Genomic DNA, 18,896 nt, shown 5'->3' with positions numbered 1-18,896 from the left:
CCCATTCTTTAACACGGATCTTGATAATGGGTAAAACTTTACCCAAAAATTTTATTTTAATTCTTTTTTCTCAATAATTTTCCTAAGGTTGACCCTATACCTATAGTTAATAAACTAAGCATTAAATACATTTGAAAAACAACCTTTACCCCTTCCAAACCAATCAAGTCAATAATTATGCCTAGTTCCCCTAATATAAAATGCACAGTAGGACCTGAAAAACTAATTATTGGTATAAAAGATAAGCCTAATAAGATGTTTCCACCTTTAGATTTAAAAACGGCCAGGAAAGAAGCCAAAGCAGGTAATATCCACACTAAAATTAGAACAAAATCTCTATTCAATCCAAATCGGTTGAATTGGTATCCATTAAAAATAGCGGCTAGGTTACCCATTATCAAAAAAAAAATAATTAACATAAAACCCAACCACCATGATGATTCCAAAATTTTCATTTCAATTTCCTAAACTTGAGTCATATATTGGAAATGGACTATAACCAGGCTCACCTGGTTGGGGGCCAGGATTAATAGGCCAGTTGGGCCATTCATTTATTCCAATTGAGGTGCCACATTCTTTCATGGCTTCCTCCGCACAGTGACAGCAATTGAACCTAGTAAAGCTATAATTTGGTCCTTGGCAATTTTCCATGGCCCTTTTAATACAATCATCCTTTTCGGGCTCCTTTGGTGCCGTGCAAGTCAACCCATCCTGGTTGGGGTCTGGATCCGAACCAACCCCTGTAGGATCATAGCTTAATGTGGACCCGTCCTGAAATCTTACAAAACAATGTCTTGCATAGGGAAAGGGTATCATTAGATCTCTGTGGCACATTTGAAAAAGACCTAATGGGTCAGTAGAATTAATTGGGTCATTTAGGACATGATACCGTCTGAAAACCCCGGATAGTGCAGTCCTGGCGTGGAGTGATCGGGAGTTTTGGGTGTGCCGGGGCACATGATTTCAGCCTCGGCCTGTCCTGTTCTCCCTGAGTCCCTCGGTTTCACCTCCTTTGCTTCGTTTGCTTCTTATATTAATAAGCTGACTCCAGTTTTATATTATAGGGATCACGTCGGTGCGGGATCGGACTGGACTTTCAGTTTCTCCATCTCCAACTTGATCCATCGTTTGATATTCACCGCAACCGCCGTGAAGTAACATTGAAGCTTCATCTTGTTTAGTCCCCGATACCTGGCCCGCGTCAGCCCGTGATACCGCTTCATCTCGGACAGTTTTCCCTCGATCGCCTGCCGGAGTTTCATGTCTTCCTTGAACTGATCAGTCTTGTTATAAACTTCCGCGTCTCTCAGTTCCTGGTGCGCAGGACCGATCCCCACCACACGCCGTTTCTCTTTTGCTTTTGTGCATTTTGACAGGTGCTCGCATGGGCCGCACTTTGTCAGGGGAAAGTGAAACATCCGTACGTCCTTCTGGTAATCGTGAAAACTCTGCTTGATCGTCACACCGGCAGGACACGTCAGCGTGTTCTTCTTCGCGTCATAATCGAACATCGACTTCGGATACACGGCTCGCGTGATGTTGTTCATGATCCGCAGGGGCGCGACCAGTTCCGTGCCGTGTTCCTTGAGCGCTTTTCTATATCCTCCGTCGCTGTATGCCGTGTCGCCGATCAGTTTCTCCGGCTTGAGACGGTGCGGCTTTTGTTCTTCTATTGACTGCACCGTCACCGATCCGTCGCGCTTGTTTCCCGGTGTTGCCTGCACACTGGTGATGAAGCGGCTGTTGACGGTCTCGGTGATATTGGCCTTGTAACCGTGGAACTTCTTCGTCTTCGACTTCGCGCCGAAGCGTGCATCGGGATCGACCGGTGACACCAGCAAGTCGGCGGGCTTCTCCTTGCGCACTTTCTCTTTAGGCTGGTTGTTCTCATCTTCGGTGATGTGTTCCCTCAATATACGTTTCAGCATTTCGACGGATTTCGAAAGGTTCTTGTCACCTTTAACGGACTCGGCCTTGCGAAGCACTGTCCGGGCATCAGTCACCACCTCCACCAGTTTCTTCTCCTTGGCCGCAAAATCCAGACGACCATCCACTTCATGGTCCACCTTGCGGTGATCGTACTCCTCCACCGTGATCTTTTTGCCAAGTGATTGGTATAGTTTCGGATGTTTCTTCTTCAGCGGGATCAGCACGTTCCGCACCCCCTTCTTCACCAGCACCGTCATGGTGGGAAGCGCGATATCCGCGATCACGTGCGTCGCATCGATGCGCTGGATTTCATTCCGGCCGATCAATCCCTCCTTGACCAGTTTATCGAGGAGTTTGTCGAAGACTTCCTTCTCCTTCTCATGTTCTAAAAGGCGTTTTCTGAAGTCGCCGAGAGAAGAGTGATCGAACGGGCGTTCGTCCAGCCGTAACCCTAATGCAAACTTGATCTCGATATCGAACGCACAGGCACGCTCCATCTCGCGGTCCGAAAGATTCCGGTGAAACTGGAGGATGGTGGCCTTTGCCAGCAAGGCCGGGGAGATCGGCGGACGACCGTTGTCCAGACAATACATCGAAGCGAACATCTTATCCTTGATGAGCGGATTGATCTTCTCTTTGAACCGCCGGTAGAAACTGTCTTCAGGAATAATCCGGTCACACACATACTCCGGATCAAAAAAACTGCCCTGACCGGAATGCGGGGAAGAGGCAGAAGGCTTCAACATAAAACCTCCAGGGAAAGAGGGGGAAGGGAACTTCTAAAACGACTTTTAAAACTTAGGTTGCAAAGCTATTCTATCGCGTCTCGAAAAAAAAGATATAGGCCACCCATAATAAAAGCCCCTCCAATAATCACCATAATAGTCTGAGCTAATAAGAAGTTACGATAATTAGTCTTTTTATTAAAAGCCTCTTTCCCCCAAATATTTAAGTGGTGAGACAAGACGGCAGAAGAAATTCTCTTCCTCTTGAATAATCCAATCAGACCCAAAAGAATAAATATTATGCTATTTATTGTTTCCATTAATCAAAATCAATAATTTTAATAGTTTGAGTTGCTCCAATCGATACACCGAATCCCAAGCCCACTCCAGCTCCAGCTCCAAGATTTAATTTCCCTTTATCATCAACAGTCACCGATCCTTGAGCACCAACGGGAACGCCTCTAACAGGAAAACCACCTCTTGCAATTATACCCAAACCAATTCCTTCACAAGGATCACCTGTATTAATGGTTGCTGACACTCCTTTTCCGATTCCTAATCCAAACCCATAAGTAAAAAATATCCCTTTGGGCCCTATTTGAATTGAAACAGTTCCCCCAGGACCTGTAGTACCAGTAGCAGACCCTGATGCACCAACATCTATGTACCATAAACCATTTAAATCGATAAAGTTTACGGGGTCTTGGGGCGTGTACCCATACAGGTTTGTCTCAACCAGGGGTTTTCCGACACTATCGACATAACCAAATAAATTAGAACCGTCACCATCAAATCTGATCGGATCCTTACTGGTCCAACGGACTGTTTCTGGATCATAATCCCGAGCCCCAAAGCGGACAAACTTGGTGTCCTTATCGTACAAACCTCCTGCAAAGCCAAAGGGGATAAGATCCCGATCAACAGGTAATAATAATTCATTACCCCATTCATCATAATCCAATTCAAGAAGCGTTGCGCCTGTATTGGTATTTATTATAAAACGAGGTGACCCTAAATGGTCAACGATTATTCGATACATCCCTGCGTTTGCCAATCCCGTCGGAATCACCATGATGTCCGGTACATTGGACCGACTAGCGTAGATAAACCGTTTCGTTATATTCCCTGAGCCGTCGAGTTCCGCAACGGGGTTGAGTTGGTCTTTATACAACCACTGTCGCTCAAGCGTGCCTCCTACTTTCTTCCCGATCCTGCGGTTGAGCCCGTCTATGAGGTACTCGATATCGTCCGACGTGCCCGGACCAAAGTCCACACCGCGCAAATTTCCCAGCACATCGTAGTCGTAAGTGGTGACATTGCTTCCCTCGGTCTTGGTCAATAATTCGCCGTTGTCTGTATACGTGTAAGGGCGGATTCATATAATAAGTGCAATTCCTTTGGTAAAAAAAGAGGTAGGATTGATTTGCAGAAAAATCTTACTCTTACCCAAAGGAATCGCACCAATGAGACATTACCAGCAGTTAAACAAAGAAGAAAGATTTTATATATGGAACGCCTTGCGTTCGGGGCAAACTCAAAAAATGGACCCTGGCCTGCGTCCTCATACTACGTTCACAGATGACGAGGGTATTACTTTATTCATTTAAACACCGGGGCAGGCCTTCCAAATATTAAAGGGTGACGTGGTTGAACCAACGTACAATAAAAGACTACCTGGGAATTAATTCCTACAAAATGGGTTCCGTTAACCATTATAATGTTAAGAAAGCCCTCCCGGAGGACCGGAATTAAAACGTCTCGTTGATTCGATAGAGTCAACCTCTATGCAATAAGCGGTTTAACCCCTTTACTTTCTTTTTATGAAACAGGGTCCCTTTATGAAACCTATTGTCGATATAGCCGAGAAACTTGGTTTGAGCGCTGAGGACCTGGTCTTCTATGGGGCTGACAAGGCCAAGATCCGGTTTGAGGTTCTGGAAAAATTTCCCCCTCGTGGAAAATTGATCCTGGTGTCCGCCATGACGCCCACACCGGCAGGGGAAGGTAAAACCACCACCACCATCGGATTAGGCCAGGGATTGGCACAGCGCGGGCAATCTGTTTGCCTGGCTTTACGGGAACCTTCTCTGGGACCTTCACTTGGTATGAAAGGGGGTGCCACCGGGGGCGGTAAAAGCCAGGTTCATCCCGTTGAAGACATTAACCTTCATTTTACGGGCGATTTTCACGCCATCACCGCTGCGCACAATCTACTGGCTGCATTATTGGATAACCGGATTTATCATCAGGGTTTGAGTAATATCGATCCCCGCCGAATTCTCTGGAAACGGGTTATGGATATGAATGACCGGGCCCTGAGAAATATCATCGTTGGTTTGGGCGGCGTTCTACAGGGAGTTCCCAGGGAAACCGGATTTGATATTACCGCAGCATCGGAAATCATGTCGATTCTCTGTCTCTCTGAAAACTTTGACGATTTAAAAAATCGTCTTGAAAAAATCCTGGTTGCTTTTACCTATGATGGCGAGCCGGTTACCGCTAAAGAGTTAAACGCCTCCGGTGCCATGACGGCACTCCTCAAGGACGCCTTGATGCCCAATCTGGTGCAAACAACAGAGGGGGTTCCTGCTCTGATACATGGCGGCCCTTTTGCCAATATCGCGCATGGTTGTAATTCTGTGTTGGCCACCAAAATGGCCCTCTCACTTTCCGATTGGGCGATTACCGAGGCGGGATTTGGATTCGATCTCGGGGCGGAAAAGTTTTTTGATATCAAATGCCAGAGTGCAGGCCTGGATACAGCCGCAGTGGTCCTTGTCGCCACCTGCCGGGCTCTGAAGATGCACGGTGGGGTTTCAAAAGAAAACATTGAAGCAACTGACCCGGAAGCAGTCCAAAGGGGTCTGCCCAATCTGGACCGCCATGTGGAAAATATCAAGCTTTTCGGTGAACCTCCTATTGTATGTTTGAACTTTTTTGAAGGAGATGATGAACAGGAAATTGAAACCGTGCGGCGGCACTGTGAAGAAAACCTTAAGGTCCCCTTTGCCGTCAGTAGAATATTTACTGAAGGGGGTCCAGGCGGCCTGGACCTTGCGGACCTGGTAATGGAGCATGCGGAAAGAACGCAAAGTCCTTTCTGTCCACTGTATCAATGGGAAGATGGAGTACAGGAAAAAATTCTAAAAGTTGCTAGCAAAATGTACGGTGCACGCAATATTGAATACACAAAAAAGGCTCAGCGTGACCTCAAATCCATCACACATTTGGGTTTTCAAAACCTGCCTGTTTGCATTGCGAAAACACCAGCTTCCTTGTCTGATGACCCCAAACGTCTGGGGCGTCCAGAAAACTTTACGGTCACGGTTCGGGAGATTCTAATCGCCGCGGGAGCAGGGTTTTTGATTCCCCTCACCGGAGAAATCATGAGAATGCCGGGCCTGCCCAAAAAGCCACAGGCCGAGCTGTTCGATCTGGAAGAAGGCAGGATCGTCGGCATGAGGTAGCTACCGCCCTGCCCCATGATTTAGTTTGTTTTTATAAGGGGGCATACCTTTTAGCAATGGTTCGGATTCCAAGTCTGAAGAAAAAATTCAACTCAATTCAAAAGACCAGTTTCAGGTAGAAGCGGTAGAGGTTGAATTCTCATTTGAACTTTGAATGAAGCCAATGGAAGGGTGGCCAGCAAAAAGGAAACTTTGGACTAACCTTTTAACCAATAGTCAAAAAAGGGTTTGGCCTTATTACATTTTTAGATCCCCTAACATCCCCAAGGCCAACTTTCTGCAGATTGGATGATCCTAAACATTCATGCACTATGTGCACAATTATGCCATATAGAAGGGGTTTTGTTAAGTATCCTTAGTTGTCTTAAAAAGGAGTTTGTGCGATAAATATTGCGTGACTACAAAAAGGGTAGTTGATCAATCCAAAATGCCAAAAATCAACCACATAATATTATCTTGGGCACGCGAAACAGCCGAACTTTCTCTTGAAGAAGCCGCAAATAAACTAGGCATTAGAGATGGGAAGAAAATGAGAGCCCAGGAAAAGCTTCTTGCTTATGAGGATGGAACTGCGGAGCCATCAAGGAGCATGTTGCTTAAATTTTCAAAAATATATCGCCGACCTCTTTTAACTTTTTATCTCAACAATCCACCTAGTATTGGTGACCGTGGTGAAGACTTTCGAAGTTTGCCGGATGATTTTGAGAGTGAAGAAAATGTTTATGTGGATGTTCTCATACGCGACATCAAAGCCAGCCAAAGCGTAATACGAGAAACATTAATAGATGAAGACGAAAATATTAGATTGGATTTTGTTGGCAAAAATACAACTGAACAGGGAATACAGCGAGTTACTAATGATCTTCAAGTAGTTTTAAATCTTGATATGGGTGAGTTTCGAGCGCAATCCAATCATGGTAATGCATTTAAACTTTTACGTCATGCGGCAGAAAAAATTGGTGTAATTGTTTTGCTTAAGGGAAATCTGGGTTCTCACCATACCAATATCAGTGTTAAAGCGTTCCGGGGATTTGCGCTTTCTGATGATATAGCACCTTTTGTCGTTATTAATGATAGAGACGCAGAATCCGCTTGGGCTTTCACGCTCCTTCATGAGCTAACCCATATTCTCCTTGGGCAAACAGGGGTTAGTGGTGCATTTGCAAAAAAACAAATAGAAAAATTCTGTAATGAGGTGGCTAGTGAATTTTTGTTACCAAAAGATGTATTCAAGAATTTTCAAGTATCTGCTTCAAATTTTGAAGGGCTTGAGGAGCAAATCAGCCAATACGCGTTTTCTCAAAAAATTAGTAGCACTCATATTTCTTACCGTCTTTTTAGAAGAGGGGATATAGATAAAAAAACATGGGAGCAGTTGCGGGACTCTTATCATAAAAAATGGGTGAGCCAACGTGATAAGAAGAAGGCTAAAAATCGAGAGCAAAAAGGTGGGCCCGACTACTACGTAGTACGAAGGCATAAGCTGGGTGCACTCGTTGGTTTAGTTCAACGGTTGAATTATTCTGGTGCTTTAAGCACTACAAAAGCAGGATTTTTATTAGATGTGAGACCGCTCAAGGTCCATCGCCTCTTTGAAGCAAGTAATAATTTAACCTAAGAGGACATGGATTGTTATATCTCTTAGACGCAAACACACTGATAGACGCTAAGCGGGATTACTACCCAATAGGAAGTGTTCCCGAATTTTGGGAGTGGCTTGTCTTTAATGGTCAACAGGATAATATAAAAATTCCAATGGAGGTTTACGAAGAGTTTTCGGACACAAAAGATAAAGATGGAAAGAAAGACGAGCTTGCAATCTGGGCTGAGATACCAGATGTTCGGGAAGCACTGTTTTTTAGAGAAGAAGCAGAGCAAGATTTGGTAGCTCGTATTACCTATGGTGGCTATGTAGCCAATCCAACAGATGATGAAATTAGTAAAATTGGTCGCGATCCATTTCTATTATCTTATGCCCTGAAAGATTTAGAAAATCGTTGTATTGTTACCACCGAGGTATCAAAGCCTAAAAAACAGGGTGCGAACCGAAAAGTGCCAGATGTTTGTAAGCATTTTGGAATCCAATGCATCAATAATTTTCAAATGTTTAGAAAATTGAATTTCAACACCAATTGGCGAAATTTCCAGAACCTCTAATTTTGATTTCGGCTGCTAAGGCAGCGGACATTCTGTTTTTTAGTAAGACCGTTTCAAACCCTCCAAAGCAACTAGTAGAAGTGGTATTGAGAAGGCAAAGTTTTTCACTCTGCGCAACACATCGAACGCCGGTGACTTATGGTGAGGCCCTTGTTCTTAAAAATTCAATATGCGACTTTTGCGTATACAAGATTTGTAAAACTAGACCTGGAGGAAATTCGCCCGGATCTTCTTATTGTCTTGTGTAAAACTGCAATGAGATTTACACCAAGGGGCAACAAGTCTCCAAATTAAAAGGAGTTTTAATAAAAGGGTCAAGTCGCTTATTGACCAAAGGATTGATGGCGCAGTTTTTAAAATCAGGCTCTCATTCTTGCTAAGAACCCGACGACAAAGGTAAAGGCGATACAGAGGAAAGCGAAAGCATCGCCAACGGTGGAATAAAAAGAAGGGTGTCCTGCGCGGGGAGCAATGGCATCGACGACCACTTCCTCTTTAAACAATCCGGTGGCCTGGTGAATGGATCCATCAGCGTGAATCACACCTGTGATTCCGGTATTGGCTGCGCGGACGATGGGCACGCGGTTTTCTACAGCCCGCAGGGAAGCAATGGCGATGTGCTGGTAGGATGCGGCACTTCTGCCAAACCAGGCATCGTTGGTGATGTTCACTAAAAACTGCGCGCCTTCCTTAACGGGTCGCCTGACCAGATCCGGAAAGATGATTTCGTAACAGATGTTCACGCCAAACTTTTTTCCTTTCACATCAAACACGTCATAGGAATCACCCAGGCTGAAGTCGCCGATGGTCACCACCATTTTTTCGACGAAGAACAGAATCTTGCGAAAGGGGACGAACTCCCCAAAGGGAACGAGGTGAATTTTGTCGTAGCGTCCCGCGACCGCTCCCTCTTCATTGAAGTAAAGCGCGCTGTTGAAATAGGAATAAGTCGGGCGCTCACCTTGAGTCGGTATTTTGTTTTCGGTAACGAAGGGACTCCCGATGAGTGCGGGGATTCCGGTTTTAGCCAGTTCACTTTGCAACAGGGTTGTCCGGGGAGCGTCGGCACCAAAGTAAAACGGCGTCGCCGCTTCCGGCCAGACAATTAAATCGGGTGAGGCCTGCCCCGCCTGTTCTGTGAGTTTGAAGTATCGTTGCAACACTTCATCTTTGTGGGCCGGATCCCATTTCATTTGTTGCTCGATGTTGCCCTGGATGAGTGCCACTTTGATTTTCTCAGAGGCATTGGGTGAAAGTTGCTGCTGTTTCAATGCATAGTTCCCGAAGCTCCAGCAACCCACAAATAACCCGAGAGTGATTCCGGCGATCGGCCAGCGTAGTTTCTTAAAACCGGGATGCTGGCTGATACCCGGATGGATCATGTAAAACAATCCGGCGTTGACCAGCATGATGAGTGCCGTCACTCCATACACGCCGGTGAACTCGGCGATCTGGATGAGGGGCAATTTGGAATATTGTGAATAGCCGAGGCCAAGCCAGGAAAAGGCAAACACACCGTAAGTTGAACGAAAATATTCCAGGCTGGTCCACAGTACGGGTGTGATTAAAAAAAAGAACAAGGGGTTTTCGCGGGACAGGAGTCTGGCCAGTAAGCAAAACAGGGCGATGAACAGGCTGAGGTAGGCCACCATTATCATGAGAATGACCCAACTGACGGCCAGGGGTAAATGACCGTAATTGACCATGGTGTTGATGACCCAGCTGAGGCCGGTGGCGTAGAAGACCAGACCAGCAAAAAACCCGCAAAAAGCCGCTTTTCTCATTGAAATAGAATGGATTGCGAAAAAAAGCGGAATAAGCGCAAACAGGGCCAGCGGGGCCAGGTCGAATTTAGGAAAGGACAGGGCCAGAAGAAGGCCGCTCAGGCCGGAGAGGGCCAGGCGTTTCAGAGTATCGAATTGGAGTTGTGACTTCACAGCCTTTAAGTTATAGTAGATAAACGATTTGGGCAAATCAAACAATGGTTTTTGGTGTGTTACTGTCCAAAATCCGACTGATATTTATTCTCAATTATCAGTTTTGAAAAACCAGTTGATAGGTGGTATGCCACCTGTTTGTAGGAATAGTCCGGCGGGAAAAACTCATGACCTCTCAAAGTCGACTCATTGATCACTTCAAAAAGGTTTGCATCTGTAGAAGCATTACAGGTGGAACCATCATGAAGGCAATGCGTGAGGGAGCACTCTCTTTTGAAGCTCTTCGACGCCAAATTCGAGTAGGCACCGGCCAATGCGGTGCCAAACGCTGCCGTGAGAAAATTGAGGCCAAGGTCAAAGATTATAAGGCTGAGTTAAAAACAGAAGCCACCAGCATAGAACCGCCCCCCCCTTCTGCCTGATAACAAACGCGTCCGTATTATAGAGTTAAACCCCTTCAGACTTCCAGCAATTCTCTTGGGAAGTTGCAATGTTTGGGTAGCGAAATTTATCTTTTGATGTTGTATATTATATATAGAGGTAAGTAGTCTCTTCTCCACTCCAAATTAATTTGGGGGCGACCAGGGTTCGACGGGAGTATTGAGACGGAGGTTGCATGTACGGGATGCCGTTGGCCCGTTAAAAAACGGCACTATTCCATAATCGCCAATGATTATGAAATCGCAGTAGCTGCTTAACTAAACCTTAAGCTAGTTACCGTCTTCTCCATCTTTGTTCGCGGGGTGGAAGCGGACGTCAGCACAGCGAACTGGCCTCATAATTTCTGTTTCCGGATTATGGGGTGAGATTCAGGAAACTGGCCGGCATGGAATCCTGTCCGTGGGAGTTAGTGCCGGTGAGATCTAGATCGCGGACTAAACATGTAGACGCCTTCAGTTGACGACTTTCGGACGGGGGTTCGATTCCCCCCGCCTCCACCAATTTAGCATCCGATAAAATCCAGAGAAGTCCGGAACCCCATGGAAACATGGGGTTTTTCTTTTTTTTGCGTCCGATGAAGGATAAGGTTTTTCTATGAAAACCGGGACCATGAGAAGGTACTGACGACGTTCTACAGTTATGGAGAGGTGAGTTTTCGGCGGCAAGGGGAAATAATTGGCGGTCTGGCAAACCCACAGCACCCTGCTCCCAAAGATGTTGAACAATTGGCCCAGGCCTTGTCCAAGAAAATGAAACGGTCAAAATCTTGACCTTATGAAAATTAAAATTTTAAGCCTGTAGAAGCCAAAACCTGGGAAGCAAGAGTTAATTAACCCTCGGTGCGGGTCCTTCTGTGCAATCCCATTCTGCGGACAGCCAGCACGCGAAATTTAGCTGGATTATTGCCTTTTTTTAAAGAGGTTACTTAGTAAGGAAATGCCGTTCTCAACCCTGCAAACCCAAGGTAGGCCAAGGCTCCGCAATAGGTGTAGTAGAGGTAGCGTGGGTTAATGAAACTGCAGGTGATGGCAAGAACGATTACCAGACACGATGTTATCATCGGGTCGCCATTTATCGTATAAGGTGCGGTAGTAACCATTCATTTTTACACCTCTGGAGGAGAATTGCCGCATTGAAATTTCTACATCCAAAAGCCGGGTCAGATTTGCTTATCCACCTTCATTTAATTCGCGCCAGGTTCTTGCTCCAAACTTTCTTAGAACGAAAAGGTGTTTCGGTTCTTTTAAATTATATTTTTCAGCCATTCGCTGAAAATAACCAATCAAAGAGTCCACATCCTTTGTGTCATCCTCTGTGGGTTCCTCAGGCAATTTCATTCTGTAGTCACCCATTTGATATGGATATTCAAAAAGCGCCCAGTCTAAAAGGGTATCCTCCACCGTCTCCAAAAACCCGGCATAAGCATTCGGCTTGGCTCCATATTCACACAACAATTCGATCATTTCAGCATCCATCCTAAGCATTGCCATAGTAAGGGAGCCTTGCTGAACCTCATCCAAAAGGTTGGGATCGCCTCCCTGGTCCAACAATAATTTTACAACTTGGTGTCTCCACGGCTCTTCATCTATCATAAGGTTTTCAGCAGTTTCTGAAAATAAAGTTTCCCCATATTGGTTAGTTTCATTGAGATCAATCCCTTGAGACAATAGTTTTTTGACTTGGGCCATATCGCCTTCATAGCAGGCTTTTTTGAAATTTTTTTTATTGTCATTCATTGCTATCCACATTTTTAAGTTTGGTTTTATGAATCTTACTGGCCCCTCGTACAAGGCAAAATGTTATGAAAGGGAACCATTATTGAGGCAGAAAAATACTCTGAAAAATTAGCATCAAAGATGGTAGCTCAACCCCAAGCTCAATTCATTTTCAGGTCAACGCTTTGGGAATCGCAAAGGAAAGTGATTTCTGGTCCGGCAAAAAAACCCATTCCCAATGGTTTTCCGGCGAGTAGAAATTGAAAATAAGTTCAAATTTACTCAATTGATCTTGAATGAGGTTTTTGGTCCTCATCTTTTTCCCTGAATCGGACGGCACCCGCCGAGAGAAGCAGTGCGACCCATCCGCAACCGGCAAGAGAAAAAGCCATCCAGAAAAAAAACCAGGGCCAAAAACAATCACAGGTCATTTTTATCTCCGGATTGATTCTGGCTCGTTACCCGGTCCGGGCTATTGACTTTTTGGACACGATCATCCTTCCCGTAAATAATCGTCAATTCATATTTCTCACCCTGCACGGCTTCGATGGGAGTGCCTACCACTTCCCATAAGCCCAGCGTCAGCACATCCATTAAACCGTGCCCGATGGCCCGCCCCGAGCTGGGTTCATTACCTATCTCGTATTGATAGACATCCATGCGGTTTCCCTCATTGAGGGTGACCGCCTTAACAGGAGAACCAAGAGTCAGTTCCACCTCTCCCCGTGTAGAACCCACTCGAACCATGCCTAGATTGGGATCTTTCTTCCCGCTCATTGCCATGCCCACGGAACAACCGCTAATTGCAAGAGGAGTCAATAAAGCTATTCCGATAAAACTGATCATAAAAAATGACTGCTTTTTATCCATGGTTCCTCCTTTTCACAAAACTGATCTGGTAATTACAGGAACTGCAAATAGTTGGAGCTTCGCTGCCAGCCAGAAAAGTAATGTTTTCTATTTATTTTTAGCTTGATTAATTATGATTAAACTGTAAAATTATAAAACTGTCAACCAAAAAACATAAAAATTTATGAATTTTTCACATAAGCTGAAAAAGGCTAGAAAACTTAAGGGCTTGAACCAGAGAGAATTGGCACTTGCTTTGGTTCGTGAAGGTCGCAAAGCCTCACCTCAGCAAATCAGCAACTGGGAAAAGGGGACTTATTCCCCAAGCGGGAAGAATCTGCAGGCTTTGTGCAAGGTGCTTGGCGTAGGTATGGAATGCTTTCAGGACGATTCCGCTGATTCCGCTGGCAATGTTCTTGGGTTCGATCAGGGGGAAGGAGTTCCCGGGCAATTCTCCATGGTTGAGAAAAAGAAGGGGGCGATCAGTGCAGGTACCGGATTGATTGCGTCAAACGAAATGGATTTTCAACTGGCATTCAGAAATGACTGGTTGGAAAAGTTTGGCGGGGTGAGGCAACTGTTTGTCATGCGTGTGGAAGGTGACAGCATGGAGCCGACTCTTGTGGAAAATGACATTGTCCTGATTAATAAAAATGAAATTACGGTTGGGCCAGGCGGCGGAATTTTTGCAATCAAATGGGGGGAGTTGCTTCTTGTAAAACGACTTCAGTTGAATCCCTCGTCAGGTAAAATCTCTATTATCAGTGACAATTCAAAATACAGAGCCACTACAGAATCACAGGATGCTTTTAAAATAGAAGGCCGGGTCATCTGGTTCGGCAGAGAAACCCGATGATTCATCGCCATGAGTTTTTTTCATTGATCCGCTAAGTTAGCCGCTACTTTCCCATCTTTAAAACGAGATTCTAATGTCAAATTTACGACAGTTTTGGAGCGGTGTAAAAGGGGTAGGATTCTTTGACCATTACCCGATTTCTTCTCCGCCAGATGAACAAAAACATTTGCATTATGCGGGCCAGGGGCCGTGGCAACTCCTACCCGTGACGTTAAAGACCTACTCGTCTTACCAGGCAGAGCAGGATCAAACGCCTCAAAATCATACGCAGTCCCATGATAAATCGGATTACCCCCCCCAAAACCCCATAGCCTGCGCCCGATCCATTGGGGGGGGGATTGTCAGGGGGAAAACCAGATACTGTCAAACATTTTGAAAGTCTGTTTTGTGGGAGGTTTTATTTCAATCTGTGAGAGCCGCGAAATAGGTTAACAGTCAGGCTGTGGACTTGTGGAAAATGCGTAGCATTTTCTCACAGGGTCCACAGCTCTTCAACTGGCCATTTTTTCTTTCAGGATTTCATACGGGGTTTTCCCTTTAAACGCTCCGTGAGGTCTATGGCAGTTGTAGAAGTTTTCCCATTCTTCGAGCTTTTTATTCAAGTCCACGTCATCCGTATATTCCAGTAGCTGATAGAACTCCTGCTTATCAGTTTTGTGGGAACGTTCGACCTTACCGTTGAGGCGCGGAGTACCCGGTTTGATGTAATGATGGCGAATGCCTCTATCCTCTACGTGCCTGTGGAATTTTGATTGGAACTCGTGCCCGTTGTCGGTCCGGACAGTTTGGATTCGAAAGGGAAACTTGTCGATCACATAATCGATGAAATTGATCGCATTCTTTTGCGTGTGTTTTTTGTAGACCTTTAAAGCCCTGATTCGAGTGGCATCGTCAATCGCCGTGTATTGGTACCGTTTGATCTTCGATCCGTCTGGTTGGGGAAATATAAGAAACTTCACATCGACTTGAATGTGATGACCCGGCACCTGTTTTTCATAACGAACCGTTTTCAGGGCTTTCTTTTTTGGTTTCTGGGAAGGCGGTTCAATCCGTGTCGAACCAAGGTCCGGGGAGCCGCACCGGATGAGATACGAATTTTGTGATAGCGTTCAAGGTACCACGCGATTCTTTGCGGACCCATGTGATAGGTCTTACGAAGGTAAAGGATTTTTTCATAAACCTCATCCGGGTATAGGTGCGGCACATTTCCATAGGAAGGTCCTGGGCTTCGATTGATCAGGCCAGGCTCTCCTTTTTCCTCGTAGGCCCGCCTCCATTCATAGAAAGTGGTTCTTGAAATCCCGAAATAGCGGCAGGTTTTGGAAACGTTTCTGATTGCTTTTGCGTGATCTAAGGCTCGAAGCTTACGATGAATATCTTGTTCTTCTGGTGTCATCACGACCTCCGGTTGATTAAGTTCTAATATTATTAAAACCTGTCAACCGATCTCGTGGATTTCACACATATAGGTTGTAAGGAACGGTATCTTTTTTACGCAACCAATTTAAAAATCTCTCTTGCTTTTCTTCCATAAAGTTGAAAAATCACCTTTACCCACACGCATTACCTGCCGGGAAGTAGCGGCACCATCGCGATCTACAAGACAACAGAGGTAGTGGGCGGCAGCACGACGCCGGTAGGCACGTTCTACCTGCATCGGGATCATCTGGATTCTGTTGTGGTGATCACGGATGATGCGGGCGTCGCTGTAGATGAATTGTCTTACGACGCACACGGCAGAAGGCGCAACAACACAGATTGGGTGGACTACGGTGCCGGTAGTGTCACCTCCCCCGCGACCACGCAGCGTGGTTACACCGGGCACGAGCATCTGGACGAAGTGAGTGTGATCCACATGAACGGGCGCGTACAAGACCCGGTGTTAGGCCGTTTCCTCTCTGCCGATCCATTCGTGCAAGACCCAAGCAACCTGCAATCGTTTAATCGTTACTCTTACGTCAATAACTATCCCCTCTCATTCACCGACCCGAGTGGATTTTTCTCCTTTCCCTTCTGGGCTGCCATAACCCCATCAATCGCGGGCACAGGGTTCGGCAACGGAGTAATACATCATATGATTCTCTAAAAGGGGACGGGGAGCGGTTTTCACATTCCGGTCAGGCAATTTAGGTCCAGGGCAAGGCGGGCACCCGCTGCGGGTTCCCCACGCACACCTTCAGCTGTGAGTGCTGGCTCAATCACTTTACCTGTGATAAATGTTGGTGCCTCCGGAGCTACACCTTATGGCTTTAAGGATCCAATTAGTACCTTCGGCGGACAGGCTAGTGGATTGGGTAACAGCCTTGGTTTCCCGATCGCAAACCCGAGCCAGGCGGCTCAGTCTGGTATCCTAAGCCCCGGAGCTGAATTGGCTATTGGGGTTTTAAGTTTTGTTGCATTGGAGGCGGTTACTGGTATCCTGACGACAACTGTTGTGGGTTCTCCACTTGCGGTTCTTGCGCAAACTGCCGCCACCGCTAGACTACTTTCCTTGGCAAGTAAGGCGAAGAGCTTTTTCGCAGGTTTTAGAACCAGTAAAAGAGGAAAAAGAATAGTAAACTTAGGGGGTGAAGGGGAAGTTCCGGGAAAGGGCGTTATTAATGTTCAACCAGGAAAAATAGGGGCCGGTTCTTCTAAGAATGCTTTGGAAGAAGCCCGTTTAAATGCTTTAGATGTAAGGAGTAGAATTGATAAACAGCCGGGCTCCATTGGACAACCTATTGTAAGGGCTGATGGAGATAGGCTTCCTTTTGGTGATAAGTCCATAGACAAAGTAATTTTAAATGGTGCTCCTTTAGATGCTGGAAAAACTCATTTTGGTCCATCCTTCACTACAAGAGAAATAAATCGAATATTAAAGGATGGAGGAGAATTTATATTAGATGGAATACGACAGCAGCGATGAATAAAGTAGAAGAATTCGCCAAAAAAAATGGTTGGAACTATGGCACATATGAAAGCTTCCCCGGGGTAAAAAGCCTTTCTGATGTTATTGTTATTATTTTACCGACTTGGAGTCAAAAGGATTTTAAAATTATCACTAAAATAAAGGGCCAAATTAGTAAACTAGAACTGCCTATTTATTTGTTCGATATAGATCAATTCGTAAATTTAGAAATTGATAATCCAATAGAAGACCTGTTTCCAGACATTCCCTTTTTAAGAGCCACTCCCGTGATTTTGTATTATAGGAATGGGTTTCTTTGTGGTTTTTTACATAATGATTTAGGATTGACTTTGATAAGCTAATTTTAAAAAGTGTAAAAGTAAAGGGGTCACCCATTAGGAGGCTCCGTGTCAAAATCGAGCATGTACCTATTTCCCAATAGTCTATTCTACTGGAAGTTATTTTCTTTAAACAGGCCGGGGCTGGTTGATGCGCATTCTGGTTTTCTTTTTTGTCGCCTCTCTTCTTGGCTAAATCTGCATTAATCTAATTTTTTGGGTGTAGCGGCTTTATTTTTTGGTGTAATTCGTGTGTAATCGTGCCTGGAATTCAATACAATTCACCATCATTTCCGGGAGTTTTAGAGAACAGCCAACATACGCCAACACAAAGTTTATAAACACGTTAAGAAGAATCTGGAACTAAAGCGAAAACCGTACTTAAACCCTTCTAATCCGTAGGTCGCAGGTTCGAATCCTGCCAGGCGCGCCACCTGCAAGTGTGGCAATAGTATTTAAATATAGTCTAATAAAGATTTGACCTCATTCCTAAGGTACAGTCAGGGAAAATATCAGGTAGCACTAAAAATGCAATTGAGAATGCTTTAAATATCAAAAATAAAAAAATGCCGAACAATCAACATATCATCATGGCTGATGGCGATAAACTTCCTTTTGCAGATAAGTCCATTGATAAGGTGATTTTAAATAGTGCGCCTTTGGATAGAAAACCGAATATATTTGGCCCCTCTTTTACAACAAAGGAAATAGACCGTATTTTAAAAGAAGGTGGCGAATTTATTAAAAATGGATTGAAAATTAGATGAATGCTGTAGAAGTTTTTACAAAAAAGAATAATTGGATATTTACAACCAAAATTACTTTTCCAGGAATAAAAGCTTTATCGAATGTCCTTGTTATATTTTTACCTGAATGGAGCCCTAAAGATTTTAAAATTATTGATTCGCTGAAAGTAAATATCAATCAATTGGAAGTTCCTGTATACGTATTCGATTTCGACCAGTTTCTATGTCAAAAGGATTTCGATTTTCTGTTTCCAGAAATACCAATAATTTTAAGCACTCCCGTAATACTTTATTATAGTTGTGGTCATCTAAAATACAGTTGTCAAAATGAAAAAGTAACAAAGTTTTTTGAATATTTACCCTAGTCTGGCAAGGTTTTAGTTGTGGCTGGCCATTGACAGGCACTGTGTCAAATAAATGAGGGTGTCCCTTGCTTCCAATGGACTTTTCTAGGGGAAGAATATTTTTTTTCAGAGGGATCGGGTTCTTTATTCCATGTAGGCTGAAAGTTCGATTTTTTTTTGATTTTTTGGTTAAGAAAACAGACATATTATTTACTGCATTTGAAGTTATTTATTTTTCAAGGTGCAGAAGCAAAGTCCGTTGGTGTAATTCGTGTGTAATCTTGCCCAGAATTCCTTAATATTTCCCATCATTTCCGGGAGTTTTTGAGAACAGCCGGCATACGCCAACACTAAGTTTATAAACACGTTAGGAATATTCTGGAACTAAAGGGAAATCCTGACTTGAACCCTTCTAATCCGTAGGTCGCAGGTTCGAATCCTGCCAGGCGCGCCACCTGCAAGTGTGGCAATAGTATTTAAATGCAGTCAAATAAAGATTTGACTC

At 44.7% G+C, this 18,896-nt stretch carries 17 protein-coding genes, 1 other RNA gene and 1 pseudogene; 10 read left to right on the top strand and 9 right to left on the bottom strand.

Annotated elements, in window-relative coordinates:
* Nucleotides 1-56: 56 nt before the first annotated feature.
* The 3 genes from G3M70_06985 to G3M70_06975 all read right to left on the bottom strand — a co-directional run bounded on the left by G3M70_06985 (nt 57) and on the right by G3M70_06975 (nt 4,029).
* Complete coding sequence (locus tag G3M70_06985; GenBank protein ID QPJ61641.1) at nt 57-455, bottom strand: hypothetical protein; 399 nt, start codon at nt 453-455, stop codon at nt 57-59.
* Nucleotides 456-1,067: 612 nt separating this feature from the next.
* The gene (locus G3M70_06980; protein ID QPJ61640.1) at nt 1,068-2,675 is read right to left on the bottom strand and encodes an IS1182 family transposase; all 1,608 of its coding nucleotides are present in this window, start codon (nt 2,673-2,675) and stop codon (nt 1,068-1,070) included.
* 298 nt (nt 2,676-2,973) lie between these two features.
* Complete coding sequence (locus G3M70_06975; GenBank protein ID QPJ63738.1) at nt 2,974-4,029, bottom strand: RHS repeat-associated core domain-containing protein; 1,056 nt, start codon at nt 4,027-4,029, stop codon at nt 2,974-2,976.
* 445 nt (nt 4,030-4,474) lie between these two features.
* Here G3M70_06975 and G3M70_06970 point away from each other — a divergent pair, with 445 nt between their 5' ends.
* The 3 genes from G3M70_06970 (at nt 4,475) to G3M70_06960 (ending at nt 8,278) form a co-directional block, all read left to right on the top strand.
* Nucleotides 4,475-6,121 (top strand): formate--tetrahydrofolate ligase, encoded by a 1,647-nt coding sequence (locus tag G3M70_06970; protein ID QPJ61639.1) that lies wholly within the window; start codon nt 4,475-4,477, stop codon nt 6,119-6,121.
* A gap of 427 nt (nt 6,122-6,548) precedes the next feature.
* On the top strand, nt 6,549-7,739 hold the full coding sequence (locus G3M70_06965; GenBank protein ID QPJ61638.1) for an ImmA/IrrE family metallo-endopeptidase: 1,191 nt from the start codon (nt 6,549-6,551) through the stop codon (nt 7,737-7,739).
* Nucleotides 7,740-7,750: 11 nt separating this feature from the next.
* The gene (locus G3M70_06960; protein QPJ61637.1) at nt 7,751-8,278 is read left to right on the top strand and encodes a DUF4411 family protein; all 528 of its coding nucleotides are present in this window, start codon (nt 7,751-7,753) and stop codon (nt 8,276-8,278) included.
* Between the two features lie 359 nt (nt 8,279-8,637).
* Here G3M70_06960 and lnt read toward each other — a convergent pair whose 3' ends face one another.
* Nucleotides 8,638-10,026 (bottom strand): apolipoprotein N-acyltransferase, encoded by a 1,389-nt coding sequence (gene lnt, locus G3M70_06955; GenBank protein QPJ63737.1) that lies wholly within the window; start codon nt 10,024-10,026, stop codon nt 8,638-8,640.
* A gap of 356 nt (nt 10,027-10,382) precedes the next feature.
* Between lnt and G3M70_06950 the strand changes: the two genes are divergently transcribed.
* Nucleotides 10,383-10,637 (top strand): (2Fe-2S)-binding protein, encoded by a 255-nt coding sequence (locus tag G3M70_06950; GenBank protein QPJ61636.1) that lies wholly within the window; start codon nt 10,383-10,385, stop codon nt 10,635-10,637.
* 151 nt (nt 10,638-10,788) lie between these two features.
* Nucleotides 10,789-11,156: a transfer-messenger RNA gene (ssrA, locus tag G3M70_06945) on the top strand.
* A gap of 425 nt (nt 11,157-11,581) precedes the next feature.
* Here the strand turns inward: ssrA and G3M70_06940 are convergent.
* The 3 genes from G3M70_06940 to G3M70_06930 all read right to left on the bottom strand — a co-directional run bounded on the left by G3M70_06940 (nt 11,582) and on the right by G3M70_06930 (nt 13,241).
* The gene (locus tag G3M70_06940; protein QPJ61635.1) at nt 11,582-11,755 is read right to left on the bottom strand and encodes a hypothetical protein; all 174 of its coding nucleotides are present in this window, start codon (nt 11,753-11,755) and stop codon (nt 11,582-11,584) included.
* 70 nt (nt 11,756-11,825) lie between these two features.
* Nucleotides 11,826-12,392 carry an ankyrin repeat domain-containing protein gene (locus G3M70_06935; GenBank protein ID QPJ61634.1) on the bottom strand — a complete coding sequence of 189 codons (567 nt, stop codon included), beginning with the start codon at nt 12,390-12,392 and terminating at the stop codon, nt 11,826-11,828.
* A 399-nt stretch (nt 12,393-12,791) separates the two neighbouring features.
* The gene (locus G3M70_06930) at nt 12,792-13,241 is read right to left on the bottom strand and encodes a hypothetical protein (protein ID QPJ61633.1); all 450 of its coding nucleotides are present in this window, start codon (nt 13,239-13,241) and stop codon (nt 12,792-12,794) included.
* A gap of 163 nt (nt 13,242-13,404) precedes the next feature.
* Between G3M70_06930 and G3M70_06925 the strand changes: the two genes are divergently transcribed.
* Nucleotides 13,405-14,076, top strand: a complete 672-nt coding sequence (locus G3M70_06925) for a helix-turn-helix domain-containing protein (GenBank protein ID QPJ61632.1) — start codon at nt 13,405-13,407, stop codon at nt 14,074-14,076.
* Between the two features lie 491 nt (nt 14,077-14,567).
* Here G3M70_06925 and G3M70_06920 read toward each other — a convergent pair.
* Both G3M70_06920 and G3M70_06915 read right to left on the bottom strand, forming a co-directional pair.
* Nucleotides 14,568-15,472, bottom strand: a pseudogene (locus G3M70_06920) (IS481 family transposase).
* A 108-nt stretch (nt 15,473-15,580) separates the two neighbouring features.
* Nucleotides 15,581-15,733, bottom strand: coding sequence for a hypothetical protein (locus G3M70_06915; protein QPJ61631.1), 153 nt, complete (start codon nt 15,731-15,733; stop codon nt 15,581-15,583).
* A 21-nt stretch (nt 15,734-15,754) separates the two neighbouring features.
* Here G3M70_06915 and G3M70_06910 point away from each other — a divergent pair, with 21 nt between their 5' ends.
* From G3M70_06910 to G3M70_06895, 4 genes are all read left to right on the top strand, one after another.
* Nucleotides 15,755-16,162 (top strand): hypothetical protein, encoded by a 408-nt coding sequence (locus G3M70_06910; GenBank protein QPJ61630.1) that lies wholly within the window; start codon nt 15,755-15,757, stop codon nt 16,160-16,162.
* Nucleotides 16,163-16,258: 96 nt separating this feature from the next.
* Nucleotides 16,259-16,981 carry a class I SAM-dependent methyltransferase gene (locus tag G3M70_06905; GenBank protein ID QPJ61629.1) on the top strand — a complete coding sequence of 241 codons (723 nt, stop codon included), beginning with the start codon at nt 16,259-16,261 and terminating at the stop codon, nt 16,979-16,981.
* The gene (locus G3M70_06900) at nt 16,978-17,325 is read left to right on the top strand and encodes a hypothetical protein (protein ID QPJ61628.1); all 348 of its coding nucleotides are present in this window, start codon (nt 16,978-16,980) and stop codon (nt 17,323-17,325) included. The genes G3M70_06905 and G3M70_06900 overlap by 4 nt, the downstream gene beginning before the upstream one ends.
* Nucleotides 17,326-17,891: 566 nt before the next feature.
* Nucleotides 17,892-18,068, top strand: a complete 177-nt coding sequence (locus G3M70_06895) for a class I SAM-dependent methyltransferase (GenBank protein ID QPJ61627.1) — start codon at nt 17,892-17,894, stop codon at nt 18,066-18,068.
* The last annotated feature ends 828 nt before the right edge of the window (nt 18,069-18,896 follow it).

Source organism: Candidatus Nitronauta litoralis, assembly GCA_015698285.1.
GTDB classification, from domain to species: domain Bacteria; phylum Nitrospinota; class Nitrospinia; order Nitrospinales; family Nitrospinaceae; genus Nitronauta; species Nitronauta litoralis.
The sequence above is the reverse complement of the archived record's forward strand: the minus strand, read 5'-3'. Positions and strand labels throughout refer to the sequence as shown.

What these genes read in the sequence shown, in the direction of transcription:
- G3M70_06925 (QPJ61632.1), top strand. Translation starts at nt 13,405, where the DNA reads ATGAATTTTTCACATAAGCTGAAAAAGGCTAGAAAACTTAAGGGCTTG.
- G3M70_06895 (QPJ61627.1), top strand. Translation starts at nt 17,892, where the DNA reads ATGGCTGATGGCGATAAACTTCCTTTTGCAGATAAGTCCATTGATAAG.
- G3M70_06970 (QPJ61639.1), top strand. Translation starts at nt 4,475, where the DNA reads ATGAAACAGGGTCCCTTTATGAAACCTATTGTCGATATAGCCGAGAAA.
- G3M70_06940 (QPJ61635.1), bottom strand. Translation starts at nt 11,755, where the DNA reads ATGGTTACTACCGCACCTTATACGATAAATGGCGACCCGATGATAACA.
- G3M70_06965 (QPJ61638.1), top strand. Translation starts at nt 6,549, where the DNA reads ATGCCAAAAATCAACCACATAATATTATCTTGGGCACGCGAAACAGCC.
- G3M70_06980 (QPJ61640.1), bottom strand. Translation starts at nt 2,675, where the DNA reads ATGTTGAAGCCTTCTGCCTCTTCCCCGCATTCCGGTCAGGGCAGTTTT.
- G3M70_06900 (QPJ61628.1), top strand. Translation starts at nt 16,978, where the DNA reads ATGAATAAAGTAGAAGAATTCGCCAAAAAAAATGGTTGGAACTATGGC.
- G3M70_06935 (QPJ61634.1), bottom strand. Translation starts at nt 12,392, where the DNA reads ATGAATGACAATAAAAAAAATTTCAAAAAAGCCTGCTATGAAGGCGAT.
- G3M70_06930 (QPJ61633.1), bottom strand. Translation starts at nt 13,241, where the DNA reads ATGGATAAAAAGCAGTCATTTTTTATGATCAGTTTTATCGGAATAGCT.
- G3M70_06985 (QPJ61641.1), bottom strand. Translation starts at nt 455, where the DNA reads ATGAAAATTTTGGAATCATCATGGTGGTTGGGTTTTATGTTAATTATT.
- G3M70_06950 (QPJ61636.1), top strand. Translation starts at nt 10,383, where the DNA reads ATGACCTCTCAAAGTCGACTCATTGATCACTTCAAAAAGGTTTGCATC.
- G3M70_06915 (QPJ61631.1), bottom strand. Translation starts at nt 15,733, where the DNA reads ATGCAGGTAGAACGTGCCTACCGGCGTCGTGCTGCCGCCCACTACCTC.